The organism is Paraburkholderia sacchari (assembly GCF_000785435.2).
Taxonomy (GTDB): Bacteria; Pseudomonadota; Gammaproteobacteria; order Burkholderiales; family Burkholderiaceae; genus Paraburkholderia; species Paraburkholderia sacchari.
Map to the genome: position 1 here is coordinate 15,912 of NZ_JTDB02000019.1, position 17,306 is coordinate 33,217.

General features: G+C 62.4%; 17 protein-coding genes. All 17 read left to right on the plus strand.

The genetic code is table 11. The features are described 5' to 3' along the window. Positions 1 to 7: 7 nt before the first annotated feature. The 17 genes from nuoE (at position 8) to NH14_RS32940 (ending at position 17,297) form a co-directional block, all read left to right on the plus strand. Entirely contained in the window at positions 8 to 493 is a 486-nt protein-coding gene (nuoE, locus tag NH14_RS32860) for an NADH-quinone oxidoreductase subunit NuoE (protein WP_035534405.1), read from the plus strand. Then, the gene (gene nuoF / locus NH14_RS32865) at positions 490 to 1,818 is read left to right on the plus strand and encodes an NADH-quinone oxidoreductase subunit NuoF (protein ID WP_035534406.1); all 1,329 of its coding nucleotides are present in this window, start codon (positions 490 to 492) and stop codon (positions 1,816 to 1,818) included. The genes nuoE and nuoF overlap by 4 nt, the downstream gene beginning before the upstream one ends. Positions 1,819 to 1,945: 127 nt before the next feature. Then, the gene (gene nuoG / locus NH14_RS32870) at positions 1,946 to 4,297 is read left to right on the plus strand and encodes an NADH-quinone oxidoreductase subunit NuoG (RefSeq protein WP_035534407.1); all 2,352 of its coding nucleotides are present in this window, start codon (positions 1,946 to 1,948) and stop codon (positions 4,295 to 4,297) included. Continuing rightward, positions 4,298 to 5,362 carry an NADH-quinone oxidoreductase subunit NuoH gene (nuoH, locus tag NH14_RS32875; RefSeq protein WP_035534409.1) on the plus strand — a complete coding sequence of 355 codons (1,065 nt, stop codon included), beginning with the start codon at positions 4,298 to 4,300 and terminating at the stop codon, positions 5,360 to 5,362. A 14-nt stretch (positions 5,363 to 5,376) separates the two neighbouring features. Then, a complete protein-coding gene (nuoI, locus tag NH14_RS32880) occupies positions 5,377 to 5,865 on the plus strand; it encodes an NADH-quinone oxidoreductase subunit NuoI (RefSeq protein WP_035534411.1) in 489 nt (162 codons plus the stop codon). Between the two features lie 183 nt (positions 5,866 to 6,048). Further along, positions 6,049 to 6,744, plus strand: coding sequence for an NADH-quinone oxidoreductase subunit J (locus NH14_RS32885; protein WP_035534412.1), 696 nt, complete (start codon positions 6,049 to 6,051; stop codon positions 6,742 to 6,744). A gap of 17 nt (positions 6,745 to 6,761) precedes the next feature. Beyond that, the gene (nuoK, locus tag NH14_RS32890) at positions 6,762 to 7,067 is read left to right on the plus strand and encodes an NADH-quinone oxidoreductase subunit NuoK (protein WP_006052894.1); all 306 of its coding nucleotides are present in this window, start codon (positions 6,762 to 6,764) and stop codon (positions 7,065 to 7,067) included. Between the two features lie 14 nt (positions 7,068 to 7,081). Beyond that, positions 7,082 to 9,133: an NADH-quinone oxidoreductase subunit L gene (gene nuoL / locus NH14_RS32895; protein WP_035534414.1), complete on the plus strand. Its 2,052-nt coding sequence runs from the start codon at positions 7,082 to 7,084 to the stop codon at positions 9,131 to 9,133. A gap of 20 nt (positions 9,134 to 9,153) precedes the next feature. Beyond that, positions 9,154 to 10,653 carry an NADH-quinone oxidoreductase subunit M gene (locus NH14_RS32900; protein ID WP_035534415.1) on the plus strand — a complete coding sequence of 500 codons (1,500 nt, stop codon included), beginning with the start codon at positions 9,154 to 9,156 and terminating at the stop codon, positions 10,651 to 10,653. A 23-nt stretch (positions 10,654 to 10,676) separates the two neighbouring features. Continuing rightward, positions 10,677 to 12,149: an NADH-quinone oxidoreductase subunit NuoN gene (nuoN, locus tag NH14_RS32905; protein WP_035534417.1), complete on the plus strand. Its 1,473-nt coding sequence runs from the start codon at positions 10,677 to 10,679 to the stop codon at positions 12,147 to 12,149. Continuing rightward, positions 12,149 to 12,451: a DUF2818 family protein gene (locus NH14_RS32910; protein ID WP_035534418.1), complete on the plus strand. Its 303-nt coding sequence runs from the start codon at positions 12,149 to 12,151 to the stop codon at positions 12,449 to 12,451. The genes nuoN and NH14_RS32910 overlap by 1 nt, the downstream gene beginning before the upstream one ends. 93 nt (positions 12,452 to 12,544) lie before the next feature. After that, the gene (locus NH14_RS32915; RefSeq protein ID WP_035534419.1) at positions 12,545 to 13,138 is read left to right on the plus strand and encodes an NUDIX domain-containing protein; all 594 of its coding nucleotides are present in this window, start codon (positions 12,545 to 12,547) and stop codon (positions 13,136 to 13,138) included. Positions 13,139 to 13,392: 254 nt separating this feature from the next. After that, on the plus strand, positions 13,393 to 13,848 hold the full coding sequence (locus tag NH14_RS32920) for a DUF1178 family protein (protein WP_035534421.1): 456 nt from the start codon (positions 13,393 to 13,395) through the stop codon (positions 13,846 to 13,848). Positions 13,849 to 13,915: 67 nt separating this feature from the next. Continuing rightward, positions 13,916 to 15,124: an acyl-CoA dehydrogenase family protein gene (locus NH14_RS32925; RefSeq protein ID WP_035534422.1), complete on the plus strand. Its 1,209-nt coding sequence runs from the start codon at positions 13,916 to 13,918 to the stop codon at positions 15,122 to 15,124. An 11-nt stretch (positions 15,125 to 15,135) separates the two neighbouring features. Next, the gene (locus tag NH14_RS32930; protein WP_035534424.1) at positions 15,136 to 16,257 is read left to right on the plus strand and encodes an acyl-CoA dehydrogenase family protein; all 1,122 of its coding nucleotides are present in this window, start codon (positions 15,136 to 15,138) and stop codon (positions 16,255 to 16,257) included. An 84-nt stretch (positions 16,258 to 16,341) separates the two neighbouring features. Then, positions 16,342 to 16,830: a MaoC family dehydratase gene (locus NH14_RS32935; protein WP_052148596.1), complete on the plus strand. Its 489-nt coding sequence runs from the start codon at positions 16,342 to 16,344 to the stop codon at positions 16,828 to 16,830. Continuing rightward, a complete protein-coding gene (locus NH14_RS32940) occupies positions 16,827 to 17,297 on the plus strand; it encodes a MaoC family dehydratase (protein ID WP_035534426.1) in 471 nt (156 codons plus the stop codon). The genes NH14_RS32935 and NH14_RS32940 overlap by 4 nt, the downstream gene beginning before the upstream one ends. The last annotated feature ends 9 nt before the right edge of the window (positions 17,298 to 17,306 follow it).

Consider the following 17,306-nt stretch of genomic DNA (forward strand, 5'->3'; position numbering starts at 1 on the left):
TCTGAAAATGATCTCAGCTGAAGGCCTGAAAGAAATCGATCGCGCGTTGACGAAGTACCCCGCCGATCAGAAACAGTCTGCCGTGATGGCGGCGTTGGCCGTTGCTCAGGAAGAGCATCGCTGGCTGTCGCCCGAACTCATGCAGTTCGTGGCCGACTATCTTGACATGCCGCCTGTCGCGGTCCAGGAAGTCGCCACCTTCTACACGATGTTCGAGACGAAGCCTGTCGGCAAGCACAAGATCACGCTCTGCACGAATCTGCCGTGCCAGCTCGGCCCGGATGGCGGCGCGGAAAGCGCGGCCGAATATCTGAAGCAGAAGCTCGGAATCGACTTCGGCGAAACCACGCCCGACGGCAAGTTCACCTTGAAGGAAGGCGAGTGCATGGGCGCTTGCGGCGATGCACCGGTGCTGCTGGTGAACAACCACCGCATGTGCAGCTTCATGAGCCGCGAGAAGATCGACCAGCTGCTCGAGGAGCTTTCGAAATGACTTCGCTGCACGATCGTCACATCCAACCTCTGATTCTCGCGGGCCTGAATGGCGAGAACTGGCATCTCGAAGACTACGTCGCGCGTGGCGGCTACAAGCAGCTGCGCCGCATCCTCGAAGAAAAGATTCCGCCCGAGCAGGTCATCGCCGACGTGAAGGCCAGCGGCCTGCGCGGCCGTGGCGGTGCAGGATTTCCCACGGGGCTGAAGTGGAGCTTCATGCCGCGTCAGTTCCCGGGGCAGAAGTATCTCGTCTGCAATTCGGACGAGGGCGAGCCTGGTACGTTCAAGGATCGCGACATCCTGCGCTGGAATCCGCATTCGGTGATCGAAGGCATGGCCATCGGCGCATACGCGATGGGCATCACCGTGGGCTACAACTACATTCACGGCGAGATCTTCGAGGTTTATCGCCGCTTCGAGGCCGCGCTTGAAGAGGCGCGCCAGGCGGGCTATCTCGGCGACAACATCCTCGGCACGGACTTCTCGTTCCAGCTGCACGCGCACCACGGTTATGGCGCGTACATTTGCGGCGAAGAAACCGCGCTGCTCGAGTCGCTCGAAGGCAAGAAGGGCCAGCCGCGCTTCAAGCCGCCGTTCCCGGCGAGCTTCGGCGTGTACGGCAAGCCCACCACGATCAACAACACCGAGACATTCGCCGCGGTGCCGTTTTTGCTGACCGTCGGTCCGCAGACGTATATGGAAATTGGCAAGCCGAACAACGGCGGCACCAAGATTTTCTCCATCTCGGGCGACGTGGAGCGTCCGGGCAACTATGAGGTTCCGCTCGGCACGCCGTTCGCGAAGCTCATGGAGCTCGCCGGCGGCATGCGCGGCGGCAAGAAGCTCAAGGCCGTGATTCCGGGCGGCTCGTCGGCGCCGGTCATTCCGGGCGATCTGATGATGCAGACGGATCTGGACTATGACTCCATCGCCAAGCAGGGCTCGATGCTCGGCTCGGGCGCGGTCATCGTCATGGACGAAACGCGCTGCATGGTGCGCTCGTTGCTGCGTCTGTCGTACTTCTACTATGAAGAGTCGTGCGGCCAGTGCACGCCGTGCCGCGAAGGCACGGGCTGGCTGTATCGCGTCGTGAACCGCATCGAGCACGGCCAGGGCCGCCAGGAAGACCTGGACCTGCTGAACTCGGTGGCGGGCAACATCATGGGCCGTACGATCTGCGCGCTTGGCGATGCAGCGGCCATGCCGGTGCGTGGCATGCTCAAGCACTATTGGGACGAATTCGAATATCACGTGCACAACAAGCGTTGTCTGGTCGGCGGACATGCCGGCTCGCCCGCGGCCTCGCAGACTGTGGCTGCATAAGGCGGCTTCAGGGCGAATGCAGGCAAAGGCGTGTTGGGCGCGAGCCGCGTGGCGGAACGCAACGGCGATGTGACGGGGCATGCCGCTGGGAAATTGAGCGGTAACAGGTTAGGGACGATTAACCATCATGGTTGAACTTGAAATAGACGGCAAGAAGGTGCAGGTGCCCGAGGGCAGCATGGTGATCCAGGCTGCGCAACGGGTCGACACGTACATTCCGCACTTCTGCTATCACAAGAAGCTGTCCATCGCGGCCAACTGCCGGATGTGTCTCGTCGATGTCGAGAAGATGCCGAAGGCCGTGCCCGCGTGCGCGACGCCGGTGTCGCAAGGCATGGTCGTGCGCACGATGTCGGACAAGGCCGTGCAGGGTCAGCAAGCCGTGATGGAATTCCTGCTGATCAATCACCCGCTCGACTGCCCAATCTGCGATCAGGGCGGCGAATGCCAGTTGCAGGATCTGGCGGTGGGCTATGGCAAGTCGGCCTCGCGCTACAGCGAAGAAAAGCGCGTCGTGTTCCACAAGAATGTCGGCCCGCTCATCTCGATGGAAGAGATGACACGTTGCATTCACTGCACGCGCTGCGTGCGCTTCGGCGACGAAATCGCCGGCGTGATGGAACTCGGCATGCTCGGCCGCAGCATGCATTCGGAAATCAGCACCTTCGTCGGCAAGACGGTGGACTCGGAACTCTCGGGCAACATGATCGACCTGTGCCCGGTCGGTGCGCTCACGAGCAAGCCGTTCCGCTTCTCCGCGCGTACGTGGGAACTGTCGCGCCGCAAGTCGGTGAGCCCGCACGATTCGACGGGCGCAAACCTCGTCGTGCAGGTGAAGAACAACCGCGTGATGCGCGTGCTGCCGTTTGAGAACGAAGCTGTCAACGAGTGCTGGATCTCGGATAAGGACCGCTTCTCGTACGAAGGTCTGAACGCCGAAGACCGTCTCACGCACCCGATGATCAAGCAGGGCGGACAGTGGGTCGAGACCGACTGGCAGACCGCGCTCGAATACGTGGTGAAGGGCATCAAGGGCATCAGCGACGAACACGGCGAAAACATGCTTGCCGCGCTGGTCAGCCCGTACAGCACGACCGAAGAGCTTTATCTCGTGAAGCAGTTCGCGGACGCGATCGGCACGCCGAACGTCGACTTCCGCCTGCGCCAGAGCGACTTCTCGGCGCCGCTCGCGGGCGCGCCGTGGCTCGGCGCCAAGATTGCGGATCTTTCGTATGCCGACTCGGCGTTCGTGATCGGCTCGTTCCTGCGCCGCGACCACGCGCTGTTCGCCGCGCGTCTGCGCCAGGCAGCGAAGGGTGGCGCACGAGTTGGGTTCCTGCAGGCTTCGGCCGACGGTTCACTGATCCCGAACGCGCAGCGTATCGTCGCCGCGCCTTCGGCATGGCTCGACGAACTGGCCGCGATCGCGGCCGCAGCCGCCGAGGCGAAGGGCGTCGCGCTGCCTGAAGGCTTTGCCGGCGCGCAGGCGAACGAAGCCGCGAAGCAGGTGGCCGCCTCGCTCGCGAGCGGCGAGCGCCGCTTCGTGCTGCTCGGCAACGCCGCTGTCCAGCATCCGGAGTTCTCGCGTCTGCACGCCGCTGCTCAATTCATCGCCGAAACGACGGGCGCGACGCTCGGCTTCCTCACCGAAGCCGCCAACACGGTTGGCGCGCACCTCGTGGGGGCTCTTCCCGGATTTGCGGGCGGCAACGGCCTGAATGCTCGCGAAGTGTTCGAACAGCCGCGCAAGGGTTATCTGCTGTTCAACGTCGAACCCGAGTTCGATACGGCCAACCCGGCTGCCGCGCGCGCCGCGCTCGCGCAGGCCGAGATGGTCGCGGTGTTCTCGCCGTTCAAGACCGGCCTCGATTACGCCGACGTGCTGCTGCCCATCTCGCCGTTCACTGAGACCTCGGGCACGTTCGTCAACGCGGAAGGCACGGTCCAGTCGTTCAACGGTGTCGTGCGTCCGCTCGGCGATACGCGGCCGGCATGGAAGGTCCTGCGCGTGCTCGGCACGCTGCTCGGCGCGCAAGGCTTCGAGTACGAGACCTCGGAAGACGTGCGCCGCAAAGCGCTCGGCGACGGCGACTTCACTGCGCGCCTGTCGAACAAGACCACGGCTCAAGTGGCTCGATCCACGCAAGGCAGCCTCGCGAAGGCAGCCGATGGCCGCTTCGAGCGGATCTCCGACGTGCCCATCTACCGCGCCGATCAACTCGTGCGTCGCGGCGAAGCGCTGCAACTCACGATGGCGGCACGCGTGGCGAACACCATCGGCCTGCCGGCCGCGCTCTTCGAGCAGCTTGGCTTGAAGGAGGGTGATGCCGTGCGTGTGCGCCAGGGCGAGCTCTCGGTGACCGCGCCCGCGACGTGCGATGCGAATCTTGCGCCGACGGCGGTGCGCGTGTCGGCGGCAACGCCGGCCGCCGCGCAGCTCGGCAGCCTGTTCGGTGAACTGCTGGTGGAGAAGGCGTAAATGAGCTTGTTCGATACGATCAATGCAGGCGGCAGCCAGCTGCTCGGCGTGGCATGGCCCACCGTCTGGGCGCTGGTGCGCATTCTTGTCGTCGCGGTGGTGATCCTGCTGTGCGTGGCGTACCTGATCCTGTGGGAACGCAAGCTGATCGGCTGGATGCACGTGCGTCTCGGCCCGAACCGTGTGGGTCCCGGCGGCATGTTGCAGCCAATCGCCGACGTGCTGAAGCTGTTGCTCAAGGAAGTGATTCAGCCCGCGCAGGCGAGCCGCTGGATCTACATGGTCGCGCCGATCATGGTGGTGGTGCCGGCCTTCGCTGTCTGGGCGGTGATTCCGTTCCAGGCGGGCGCGGTGCTGGGCGACATCAACGCGGGTCTGCTCTACGTGATGGCGATCTCGTCGTTCGGCGTCTATGGCGTGATTCTCGCGGGCTGGGCCTCGAACTCGAAGTACGCGTTCCTTGGCGCGATGCGCGCCGCGGCGCAGATGGTCTCGTACGAAATCGCGATGGGCTTCGCGCTGGTCGTGGTGCTGATGGTGTCGGGTAGCCTGAACCTCTCGGACATCGTTCGCGGCCAGATGCAAGGCATGTTCGCGAGCCACGGCGTCACGTTCCTCTCGTGGAACTGGTTGCCGCTCCTGCCGATGTTCGTCGTCTACTTCATTTCGGGCCTCGCCGAAACGAACCGTCACCCGTTCGACGTGGTGGAAGGGGAGTCGGAAATCGTCGCCGGCCACATGATCGAGTACTCGGGGATGGGCTTCGCGCTCTTCTTCCTCGCCGAGTACATCAACATGATCGTGATCTCGGCGCTCACGTCCGTGCTGTTCCTCGGCGGCTGGAGCGCACCGTTCGCGTTCCTCGATTTCATCCCGGGCGTCTTCTGGCTGGTGCTGAAGACCTTCTTCTTCCTGTCGGTGTTCATCTGGGCACGCGCGACGTTCCCGCGCTATCGCTATGACCAGATCATGCGTCTTGGCTGGAAGGTGTTTATTCCGGTGTGCGTCGTGTGGCTGATCGTGATCGGCTTCTGGTATATGTCGCCGCTGAGCATCTGGAAATAAGGGGCGAAGGAAACATGACCGCTATCCAAAACTTCTTCAAGACGTTCTTCCTGACCGAGCTGCTCAAGGGGCTCGCGCTGACGGGTCGTTACGCCTTCAAGCGCAAGTTCACCGTGCAGTTTCCGGAAGAGAAGACCCCCATCTCGCCGCGCTTTCGTGGCCTGCATGCACTGCGCCGCTATGAAAACGGTGAAGAGCGCTGCATCGCGTGCAAGCTGTGCGAGGCCGTGTGCCCCGCGCTCGCGATCACGATCGAATCGGAAGTGCGCGCGGACAACACGCGCCGCACCACGCGTTACGACATCGACCTGACCAAGTGCATCTTCTGCGGTTTCTGCGAAGAGAGCTGCCCGGTCGACTCGATTGTCGAGACGCATATTCTCGAGTATCACGGCGAGAAGCGCGGCGATCTGTATTTCACGAAGGATATGCTGCTGGCCGTTGGCGACCGCTACGAAGCGCAAATCGCGGCGAACAAGGCAGCAGATGCACCGTACCGTTGATCTTCAGTTTGACGCTATACCGGCCCGCGGTTCGGGCCGGCTGCGGGGAACGTGTGTGCCTGGGCAAAAGCCGGGTGCCGCGAAGCTGCAGCCCGGGAACCGCGGCGTGACGCCTCCTGGTCTGGCCGCCAGTTTGCGCTGCGCAATCCGCCTTACGATGGCCTCAACGATGAACCAGTAATCATGGAATTCACGACCGTCCTGTTCTACATCTTCGCGCTGCTGCTCACGCTATCAGGCCTGAAGGTGGTCACCTCGCGCAATCCTGTCTCGTCGGCGCTCTTCCTCGTGCTCGCGTTCTTCAACGCGGCCGCGGTGTGGATGCTGCTCGAGGCCGAATTCCTCGCGATCCTGCTAGTGCTCGTCTACGTGGGCGCGGTGATGGTGCTGTTCCTGTTCGTGGTGATGATGCTGGACATCAACATCGACGTGCTGAGCCGCGACTTCAAGCGCTTCGTCCCGGTGGCGACCATCGTGGGCGCGATCATCGTGATCGAGACCGCGCTGATCCTGTGGCACGGCTACGGCGCGACCACCTCGCCGGTGCCGGATACCTCGGCCGCGGCCGCTGCTTCGGTGTCGAATACGCACCTGATCGGCAAGATCATTTATACCGATTACATCTTCGCATTCGAAATTGCCGGCCTCGTGCTGCTCGTGGCGATCGTCGCGGCCATTTCGCTGACCGTGCGCGAGCCCAAGAACGCCAAGCGCCAGAATGTTTCGAAGCAGGTTAGCGTGCGTCGCCAGGACCGCGTGCGCCTCGTGAAGATGCCTGCCGTCAAGGAACTGCCAGAAGTTGCCGAAACCGACCAGGCCGCAGCGGTCGCGACCGGCGTGGCGGCACCGGTGCAGTCCGGCTCCGGCACCAAGAGCTAAGCGTAGAGGAGAGCAACATGTTGACCCTGGCCCATTACCTCGTCCTCGGCGCGATCCTCTTTGCGATCTCGATCGTCGGCATCTTTCTTAATCGGCGCAACGTCATCATCATCCTGATGGCGATCGAGCTGATGTTGTTAGCGGTGAACACCAATTTCGTCGCGTTTTCTCATTACCTAGGTGACGTTCACGGACAGATTTTCGTGTTCTTCGTGCTAACTGTTGCGGCAGCGGAAGCCGCGATTGGTCTGGCTATTCTTGTGACTCTGTTCCGCAGCCTCGACACGATCAATGTCGAGGACCTCGATCAGCTCAAAGGTTAAGGCAGGCTCTGTTTATGGCAACGACACTCAACGAATCCCTATTGCTGGCGATCCCGCTGGCGCCTCTCGCCGGTTCCCTCATTGCCGGTTTGTTCGGCAAAACGGTGGGGCGCGCGGGCGCGCATACGGTCACCATTCTCGGCGTCGCGATTGCTTTCGTGCTCTCGTGCATCACGTTCTTCGACGTGATGAGCGGCGCGAGCTTCAACGCGACCGTCTACGAATGGATGTCGGTGGGCGGCCTGAAGTTCGAAGTGGGCTTCCTGGTCGACTCGTTGACGGCGCTGATGATGATCATCGTGACCTTCGTGTCGCTGATGGTGCACATCTACACGATCGGCTACATGGCGGAAGAAGAGGGCTACCAGCGCTTCTTCTCGTACATCGCGCTGTTCACGTTCTCCATGCTGATGCTCGTGATGAGCAACAACTTCCTGCAGCTGTTCTTCGGCTGGGAAGCGGTGGGCCTCGTTTCGTATCTGCTGATCGGCTTCTACTTCAAGCGTGAAAGCGCCATCTACGCGAACATGAAGGCATTCCTCGTGAACCGCGTAGGCGACTTCGGCTTCCTGCTGGGCATCGGCCTGCTGCTCGCGTACGGCGGCTCGCTCAACTACAACGACGTGTTCGCCAAGGGCAACGAAATCGCTGCGCTGACGTTCCCGGGCACCTCGTGGAATCTGCTCACGGTTTCGTGCATCTGCCTGTTCGTGGGCGCGATGGGCAAGTCGGCGCAGTTCCCGCTGCACGTCTGGCTGCCGGACTCGATGGAAGGCCCGACGCCGATCTCGGCACTGATCCACGCCGCCACCATGGTGACGGCCGGCATCTTCATGGTTGCGCGCATGTCGCCGCTGTTCGAACTCTCGGACGCCGCGCTGTCGTTCATCGTCGTGATCGGCTCGATTACCGCGCTCTTCATGGGCTTCCTCGGCATTGTCCAGAACGACATCAAGCGCGTGGTCGCTTATTCCACGCTCTCGCAGCTCGGCTACATGACCGTGGCGCTCGGCGTGTCGGCGTACCCGGTCGCGATGTTCCACCTGATGACGCACGCGTTCTTCAAGGCGCTGCTGTTCCTCGGTGCGGGCTCGGTCATCATCGGCATGCACCACGACCAGGACATGCGCAACATGGGCGGCCTGCGCAAGTACATGCCTATTACGTGGATCACTTCGCTCATCGGTTCGCTCGCGCTGATCGGCACGCCGTTCTTCTCGGGCTTCTACTCGAAGGACTCGATCATCGAGGCCGTGAAGGCTTCGCACCTCGCGGGCTCGGGCATTGCCTATTTCGCGGTGGTCGCGAGCGTGTTCGTGACGGCGCTGTACTCGTTCCGCATGTACTTCCTCGTGTTCCACGGTGAGGAGCGCTTCCGTAATCCGAAGCATCCTGATTCGCCGATGGGCGCCGAAGCCGCAGCACATGGCCATGGCAACGGCCACGACCACGACGAACACCATGTCCACGTCCCGCACGAGTCGCCGTGGGTGATCTGGGTGCCGCTCGTCCTGCTCGCGATTCCTTCGGTGATCGCCGGCGCGTATGCGATCCAGCCGCTGCTGTTCGGCGACTTCTTCGCGCACGGTGTGGCGTTCCAGAAGGTCATTTTCATTGGCCAAAATCACCCGGCGCTTGCTGAGATGGGTGAAGAATTCCATGGCTGGGTCGCGATGGGCGCGCATGCGTTCTCGGGTCTGCCAGTGTGGCTTGCACTCGCGGGTGTGATCGTGGCCTGGTTCTTCTACATGAAGCGCCCGGACCTGCCGGCCGTCGTGTCGCGCACGTTCTCGCCGGTGTACAAGCTGCTGACGAATGCGTATTACCTGGACAAGATCAACGAAGTCGTCTTCGCTCGCGGAGCGGTCGCTATCGGTCGAGGGCTGTGGAAGGAAGGCGATGTCGTCGTGATCGACGGCGTCGTGAATGGGAGCGCCAAGTTTATCGGCTGGTTTGCATCGGTCATTCGTTTCCTGCAATCCGGCTATATCTACCACTACGCATTTGCCATGATCATTGGCATGCTTGGCCTCCTTACTCTGTTTGTAACGCTCAGCGGCAAATAAGAAGGCGAGGAAAAAAACGCATGCACGCAACTCCGATTCTCAGTATTGCGATCTGGATGCCGATCGTTTTCGGCATCATCGTTCTTATAGTGGGTTCCCTTCGGAGCTCGAGCGCGGACCGCTGGCTCGCGCTCATCGGTTCGGTGCTTAGTTTCCTCGTCACCCTTCCGCTCGTTTCGGGATTCGATACGACCACGGCTGCACTCCAGTTCGAGGAGAAGTCGGTCTGGATCGAGCGGTTCAATATTTCGTATCACCTCGGCATCGACGGCATTTCGTTGTGGCTCGTGGTGCTGACGGCGCTTATCACCGTGATCGTCGTGATCGCGGGCTGGCAGGTGATCCAGAAGAACGTTGCGCAGTATTACGCGGCGTTCCTCATCCTGTCGGGCTTGATGGTCGGCGTCTTCTGCGCGGCCGACGGTCTGCTGTTCTACGTGTTCTTCGAGGCCACGCTCATTCCGATGTACATCATCATCGGCGTGTGGGGCGGTCCGAACCGCGTGTATGCGGCGTTCAAGTTCTTTCTCTATACGCTGGCCGGCTCGCTGCTGATGCTGATCGCGTTGCTGTACCTCTACCGCGAGACGAGCACGTTCGACCTCGCCACGTGGCAGGGCGTGCAGCTTGCAATGACGCCACAGATTTTGCTGTTCATCGCGTTCTTCTTCGCGTTCGCGGTCAAGGTGCCGATGTGGCCGGTCCACACGTGGTTGCCGGACGCGCACGTCGAGGCCCCCACGGGCGGCTCGGTGGTGCTGGCCGCCATCATGCTGAAGCTCGGCGCGTACGGTTTCCTGCGTTTCTCGCTGCCGGTCACGCCCGATGCGAGCCATTACCTGGCACCGGTCATCATCACGCTGTCGCTGATCGCCGTGATCTACATCGGCCTCGTGGCGATCGTGCAGTCGGACATGAAGAAGCTGGTCGCGTACTCGTCGATCGCACACATGGGCTTCGTCACGCTCGGCTTCTTTATGTTCGGCCCGTCGAGCCAACTGGCGGTGGAAGGCGCGATTGTCCAGATGATCTCGCACGGCTTCGTCTCGGGCGCGATGTTCCTTTGCATCGGCGTGCTGTATGACCGCATGCATACGCGCGACATTGCTGATTACGGCGGCGTCGTCAACACGATGCCGAAGTTCGCGGCGCTGGCCATGCTGTTCGCTATGGCCAACTGCGGCCTGCCGGGCACCTCCGGATTCGTCGGCGAATTCATGGTGATTCTGGCAGCAGTGAAGTTCAACTTCTGGATCGCTTTCGGGGCGGCGTTCACGCTGATCCTGGGCGCGGCCTATACGTTGTGGCTGTACAAGCGGGTGTACTTTGGCGCAGTCGCGAACGACCATGTTCGCGAGCTGAAGGACATCAGCAGCCGTGAATACCTGATTCTCGGGGTGCTCGCGCTGCTCACGCTTTTCATGGGCGTCTACCCGAAGCCCTTTACCGATGTGATGCACGTTTCCGTGGAAAACCTCCTCTCCCACGTTGCAGTGTCGAAACTGCCGCTGTCACAGTAATACGAGCGGAGGACTAAGAGATCATGCCAAACGCCCCTTTGAACGCTCTGCTACCCGACGCGCTGGTCATGGCCGGTGTCGTCGTTGCGTGGCTCAACGACACGTTCACCGGTCCTTCGGGCCGGCGCACGACCTATTTCATCGCGCTGCTGACGACCGTGATCGCCGGCATCTGGTTCGCGGTGAACGCGTTCGATCCGCACGTGCACTACTACTTCACGCGGATGTACGTGGTGGACGCGTTCGCCAGCGCCATGAAGTCGGTGGTCACGCTCGGCTACGCAGTCTCGATCGTGTACTCGCGAAAGTACCTCGAAGACCGCGACATGTTCCGGGGAGAGTTCTTCCTGCTCGGCATGTTCTCGTTGCTTGGCCAGATCGTGATGATCTCGGGCAACAACTTCCTCACGCTGTACCTCGGTCTGGAGCTGATGTCGCTCTCGCTCTACGCGGTCATCGCACTGCGCCGTAACGCGACGCAGTCGAACGAAGCGGCCATGAAGTACTACGTGCTGGGCGCGCTCGCATCGGGCTTCCTGCTCTATGGCATCTCGATGCTGTACGGCGCGACTGGTTCGCTCGACCTGGGCGACGTGTTCAAGGCGGTTGCCTCGGGCCACATCAACGACATCGTGCTGCTGTTCGGCGTGGTGTTCATCGTCGCGGGCGTGGCGTTCAAGATGGGCGCGGTGCCGTTCCACATGTGGGTGCCCGACGTCTATCAAGGCGCGCCTACGGCCATGACGCTGCTCACGGGCGGTGGCCCCAAGGTCGCGGCGTTCGCGTGGGCCGTGCGTTTCCTCGTCATGGGTCTGCTGCCGCTGGCCGTGGACTGGCAGGAAATGCTGATCATTTTGGCGGCGCTCTCGATGATCGTCGGCAACATCACGGGTATCGTCCAGCGCAACGTCAAGCGCATGCTGGCTTATTCGGCGATCTCGAACATGGGTTTCGTGCTGCTCGGCCTGCTGGCCGGCATCGTCGACAACAAGGCGACCGGTGCGGCCAGCGCGTACAGCTCGGCGATGTTCTACAGCATCGTCTATCTGATCACGACGCTCGGCGCGTTCGGCATCATCATGCTGCTGGCTCGCCGCGACTTCGAGGCTGAAACGCTCGACGACCTCAAGGGTCTGAACCAACGCAGCCCGGTGTTTGCATTCGTCATGATGCTCATGATGTTCTCGCTCGCCGGCATCCCGCCGACGGTCGGCTTCTACGCGAAGCTCGCCGTGCTCGAAGCCACGATGAATGCCGGCCTGACCTGGCTTGCCGTGCTCGCGGTCATTACGTCGCTGTTTGGCGCGTTCTACTACCTGCGCATCGTCAAGCTGATGTACTTCGACACGCCGCAGGACACCGCGCCGATCGAGAGCCACGCGTGCAATCGCGCGCTGCTCACGCTCAATGGTGTGGCGGTGCTGGTGCTCGGCATTGTCCCCGGACCGCTGATGTCGCTCTGCTTGCAGGCCGTCTCGCATACGCTGCCTCTGTAATGTCGGCAGCAGGGTGGTTTATTGTGTTGTTGGCGCTCGCGGGCGCCAACCTGCCGTTTTTCAATCAGCGGTTGTTCGGCATGGTGCCGTTGCGCGCGCAAAAGAAAAGCGTGTGGATTCGCATTGCCGAAATGATCGTGCTGTATTTTGTGGTTGGCGCGTTCGGCTTCATGCTGGAGGCGCGCGCCGGCAACCGCTTTGACCAGGGCTGGCAGTTCTACGCCATCACGTTCAGTCTGTTTGTCGTGTTCGCGTTCCCCGGCTTCGCCTGGCAATATCTCGTCAAACGCCGCCCGGCGTGATGCGAGTCCCTCGTCGAGGACGAGGGGCTCGCCATTCGATCGCATCGCGGTTTCCCGCGACTTCTCCGTAGAAGCGCTTCCCAGAGGTTGAACATGGCTGCTGAACATCAAAAGCACGACCCGGCGCTCGCCGAGACGTGCGTGGAAAGCACGACGCTCCACGCGGGCAAATTCCTTACGCTCAAGTGCGACACGGTTGCTTTGCCGGACGGCAAGCATGCGACGCGCGAGTATGTCCAGCATCCGGGCGCGGTCATGGTGATCCCACTCTTCGACGACGGTCGCGTGCTGATGGAGCGCCAATATCGCTATCCGCTTTCGCGGGTGATGACCGAGTTTCCGGCGGGCAAGCTCGATCCGCAAGAAGGCGCGCTTGCCTGTGCGGTCCGCGAGCTCAAGGAAGAGACGGGCTACGCGGCGCGCGAGTATGTTTATCTTGCGCAGATCCATCCTGTGATTTCGTACTCGACCGAATTCATCGACATCTATCTCGCGCGCGGCTTGACCGCGGGCGAGGCCAAGCTCGATGACGGCGAGTTTCTCGAGACGTTCACGGCAACGCTGCCCGAACTGCTCGAATGGGTGCGCACCGGCAAGATCACCGATGTGAAGACGATTATCGGCACGTTCTGGCTCGAAAAGGCGCTGTCGGGCGCCTGGCCGTTCGGGCGACCCGAGCAGGGCTAGAAACCCACGCGCCGCCCATGTGCGGCTGCCCTGCGCCAATCCACCCAATACGGCGGTCTTCGGTTTCGAAGGCCGCCGTATTCATATCGGGCGGGCATTTTTGCGCTGAGCGCACCGTGCTGGACGGCGCTACAATCACCGGCAACCCGGCCGTCCGATTCCGGGCAGGGTGGTGAATACCCTGGTCGGAATTTTGCGAACGATCGTTCATAAATTTACGTTTTGAGCTACACTCAACGCAAGCCTCGATTCTCATGAAGGTCCTCGATTTACAGTGCCCAGACGGCCATCGGTTTGAAGGCTGGTTCGCTTCCGCTGACGACTTCGAGTCGCAGCTTTCGCGCAAGCTGGTCGAATGTCCGATGTGCGGCGCCACCAAGGTGAGCCGCGTGCCGTCCGCGCCCCGACTGAATCTGTCGGGTGCGAGCGGGACATCGTCTGCTGCAGGCCAGGCGCCGCAGTCCAACCAAGCGGCACAGGCGGCGCAATGGCAGGCGCATGCCATGCGCGTGATGCGCGAAGTCCTGGAGAAGACGGAGAACGTAGGCGACCGTTTCGCCGAGGAGGCGCGGCGCATTCATTACAACGAAGCGCCGGCGCGCAACATCCGCGGGGTGGCATCCGCGGAAGATGCGCAAGCTCTCGTCGAAGAAGGCATCGATGTGATGCCGCTGCCGGTTCCGGCTGCGTTGAAGGGTCCGCTGCAATAAGGTCATGCGGGTCTTCGCCGTGGCTTGGGATGTGTTCCCCACCAGCCGCGGCCAGGAGACAAACCGCATGGATCTCGACTACACCCCCACCGACGACGCATTTCGCGCCGAAATCCGCGCTTGGCTCGAGGCGAATCTGCCTCAAGCCGTGCGTGAAAAAGTGCTCAATCACAAGCGCCTCAGCCGCGACGATATCGCCAACTGGCATAAGCTGCTCGGCCAGCGCGGCTGGTCGGCGCCCGCCTGGCCGGCCGAATATGGCGGCCCCGGCTGGAACGAAACGCAGCGCCATATCTGGGACGAGGAGTGCGGCCGCATTGGCGCGCCGATGGTCCTCCCGTTCGGTGTCTCGATGGTGGCGCCCGTGCTCATGAAGTATGGCAACGACGCGCAAAAGCGCCGCTATCTGCCGCGCATTCTCTCCGGTGAAGACTGGTGGTGCCAGGGCTATTCCGAACCCGGCTCGGGCTCGGACCTGGCCTCGCTGCGCACGCGCGCCGTGCTGACCAAGGGCAGCGACGGCGACCACTACATCGTGAACGGCCAGAAGACCTGGACCACGCTCGGCCAGCATGCCGACATGATGTTCTGCCTCGTACGCACCGACCCCGCTGCGAAGAAGCAAGAAGGCATCTCGTTCCTGCTCATCGACATGAAGACGCCCGGCATTACCGTGCGCCCGATCATCATGCTCGACGAAGACCATGAGGTGAACGAAGTATTCTTCGAGGACGTGAAGGTGCCGGTCGAGAACCTCGTCGGCGAGGAGAACCGCGGCTGGACCTACGCGAAATATCTGCTTGGGCATGAACGCACGGGCATTGCGCGCGTGGGTGCATCGAAGCGCGAACTCGCGTTTCTCAAGCGCGTCGCGCTGAAGCAGAAGAAACACGACAAGCCACTGCTGCACGATCCGGTTTTCGCGGCGCGCGTGGCTGCCGTCGAAATCGAGCTGATGGCGCTCGAAGTGACTGCCGAACGTGTGATCGCGAGCAGCGGCGATGGTCGCGGTCCGGGGCCCGAAGCGTCTATGCTCAAGATCAAAGGCACGGAAATCCAGCAGGCGCTCACCGAACTGATGGTCGATGCGGTTGGTCCGCTCGCAGCGCCGTTCGATCCGGCGTTCCTCGAGGGCGAGCATGCGCACGCGGCCGGCGGCGACGACGATGCAGCACCGCTCGCGGCTTACTACTTCAACTATCGCAAGACGTCGATTTATGGCGGGTCGAACGAAATCCAGAAAAACATCATCGCGCAGATGATTCTGGGGATTTGAGGAGCGGCGCAATGGACTTCAATTTCACCGAAGAGCAACAGCAACTTGCCGACGCACTGCGTCGCTATCTCGACAAGAATTACGGCTTCGAAGCGCGCCAGGCGATCGTGAAGACGCCCGAGGGCGTTTCACCCACACACTGGAACGCGTTCGTCGAACTCGGCCTCACCGCGCTGCCGGTGCCGGCGGACCAGGGCGGTTTCGACGGTTCGCCGTTCGACATGCTCGTGGTCATGCAGGAACTGGGCCGTGCGCTCGTGATCGAGCCGTACTGGGCGACGGCCGTGGGCATCGAGGCACTGAAGCTTACGAACGCGGAAAATCCGCACAACGCGCAACTGCTGGAGCGCGCGGCGGCGGGCGAGATCAAGCTTGCTGCGGCGTTTCACGAGCCCGATGCGCGCTACGACCTGTTTGCTCTCGACACGCTCGCGAAGGAAACCGGCGACGGCTTTACGCTCACGGGCAGCAAGTCGGTCGTGCAGCACGGTGCGCAGGCCGACTACTGGATCGTGGCGGCACGCCTCGCGGGCGAGGTCGCGCTGTTCGTGGTGGGAAGCGATGCGAAGGGCGTCGAGGTGCGCGACTATCGCACGATCGACGGCCAGCGCGCCGCGACGCTCACGTTCGACGGCGCGAGTGCGAGCCGCCTGGCTGGTGCGGGCGCGGCCACATGGGAGCAGATCGCCGATTACGCGACGTTCCTGCTGTGCGCGGAAGCCGTCGGCGCCATCGACGCGCTCAACCACGCGAGCGTCGAGTACACGAAGACGCGCCAGCAGTTCGGCGTGCCGATCGCGCGTTTCCAGGCGCTCCAGCATCGCATGGCCGAGATGCTGATCCATGGCGAGCAGGCTCGCTCGCTCACGTATCTGGCGGCAGCACGTTACAGTAGCGCTACGGCCGACGAGCGGCGCCGCGCGATTTCGGCAGCCAAGGTACGCGTCGGGCAGGCGGCACGCTATGTCGGCCAGCAGGCAGTGCAGTTGCACGGCGGCATGGGCGTGACCAATGAAGTCGCGGCGGCGCATTTGTTCAAGCGCCTCACGATCATCGAGACCACGCTTGGCGACGTCGATCACCATCTCGAACGTTTCGCTTCGCTGCCCGGGTTTGCGCAGGCAGCCGCTTGAGGTTCAATGCGCGCGCGCGGGTGGCTGCGTTGTGAAGCGCGTTGTGAAGCGCGTCGAGATGCAACATGAAACGGAGAGGCATCGATGGGAGTGAGTTACGAAGATCTCGAAGTGGGCAAGGCGTATGAAATCGGCTCGCACACGTTCGGGCGCGAAGAGATCGTGCAGTTCGCGCAGCAGTTCGATCCGCAGCCGTTTCATTTGAGCGAGGCGGCCGGCGAGGCGTCGCACTTCGGCGGCCTCGTCGCGAGTGGCTGGCACACGTGCTCGGTCATGATGGGCCTGCTCGTGCGCAACTTCCTCGAGGGTTCTACGTCGATGGGCTCGCCCGGCATCGACGAGATCCGCTGGATCAAACCGGTGCGCGTCGGCGACACGATTACGTTGACCAACAACATCGTGAGCAAGCGCGTTTCGCAAAGCAAGCCGGATCGTGGGATTGTCGAGACGCGCTGGGAAGGCCGCAATCAGCACGGTGAGATCGTGGTGACGGTGAGCTCGAAGGGGCTGTTCGGGCTGGCCCATCCCGGGCTGGCCCATCCTGGGCTGACCCATCCCGGAGGTGCGTCTTGAGCGTGGTGGCTGCGGTGGAAATTGCCGACGTCGCTGCCTTGCGCGCGCTCGTAGGTGCGCAACCGCTCCTGAGCGGCTGGCGCACGTTGAGTGAGGCGAGCGTGCTGGGCTTCGCCGATGCGACTGACGATCACCAGTGGATTCACGTCGACGCGGAGCGTGCGCGCCGCGAGTCGCCATTCGGCGGGCCGATTGCCCATGGCTTTCTCACGCTTTCTCTCGTGCCGGCGCTGCTCGCGGAGACGGTCCCGATGCGTCAGCGCATGGGCGTGAACTACGGGCTCAACCGCGTGCGCTTCACGTCGCCCGTGCCTGTGGGCTCGCGGGTGCGCGCGCGTATCGGCGTGAAAGAGGTGAGCGATGTCGAGGGCGGCGGTGCGCAAGTCGTCTGGGACGTCGGCATCGAATGCGAAGGTAGCGAGCGGCCCGCATGCGTGGCCGAATTCATCACGCGGCACTACTTCTGAGCGCCGGAG

Excerpts from the sequence above, each read along its gene's own strand:
- nuoE (WP_035534405.1), top strand. The coding sequence starts at position 8 with ATGATCTCAGCTGAAGGCCTGAAAGAAATCGATCGCGCGTTGACGAAG.
- nuoF (WP_035534406.1), top strand. The coding sequence starts at position 490 with ATGACTTCGCTGCACGATCGTCACATCCAACCTCTGATTCTCGCGGGC.
- nuoG (WP_035534407.1), top strand. The coding sequence starts at position 1,946 with ATGGTTGAACTTGAAATAGACGGCAAGAAGGTGCAGGTGCCCGAGGGC.
- nuoH (WP_035534409.1), top strand. The coding sequence starts at position 4,298 with ATGAGCTTGTTCGATACGATCAATGCAGGCGGCAGCCAGCTGCTCGGC.
- nuoI (WP_035534411.1), top strand. The coding sequence starts at position 5,377 with ATGACCGCTATCCAAAACTTCTTCAAGACGTTCTTCCTGACCGAGCTG.
- NH14_RS32885 (WP_035534412.1), top strand. The coding sequence starts at position 6,049 with ATGGAATTCACGACCGTCCTGTTCTACATCTTCGCGCTGCTGCTCACG.
- nuoK (WP_006052894.1), top strand. The coding sequence starts at position 6,762 with ATGTTGACCCTGGCCCATTACCTCGTCCTCGGCGCGATCCTCTTTGCG.
- nuoL (WP_035534414.1), top strand. The coding sequence starts at position 7,082 with ATGGCAACGACACTCAACGAATCCCTATTGCTGGCGATCCCGCTGGCG.
- NH14_RS32900 (WP_035534415.1), top strand. The coding sequence starts at position 9,154 with ATGCACGCAACTCCGATTCTCAGTATTGCGATCTGGATGCCGATCGTT.
- nuoN (WP_035534417.1), top strand. The coding sequence starts at position 10,677 with ATGCCAAACGCCCCTTTGAACGCTCTGCTACCCGACGCGCTGGTCATG.
- NH14_RS32910 (WP_035534418.1), top strand. The coding sequence starts at position 12,149 with ATGTCGGCAGCAGGGTGGTTTATTGTGTTGTTGGCGCTCGCGGGCGCC.
- NH14_RS32915 (WP_035534419.1), top strand. The coding sequence starts at position 12,545 with ATGGCTGCTGAACATCAAAAGCACGACCCGGCGCTCGCCGAGACGTGC.
- NH14_RS32920 (WP_035534421.1), top strand. The coding sequence starts at position 13,393 with ATGAAGGTCCTCGATTTACAGTGCCCAGACGGCCATCGGTTTGAAGGC.
- NH14_RS32925 (WP_035534422.1), top strand. The coding sequence starts at position 13,916 with ATGGATCTCGACTACACCCCCACCGACGACGCATTTCGCGCCGAAATC.
- NH14_RS32930 (WP_035534424.1), top strand. The coding sequence starts at position 15,136 with ATGGACTTCAATTTCACCGAAGAGCAACAGCAACTTGCCGACGCACTG.
- NH14_RS32935 (WP_052148596.1), top strand. The coding sequence starts at position 16,342 with ATGGGAGTGAGTTACGAAGATCTCGAAGTGGGCAAGGCGTATGAAATC.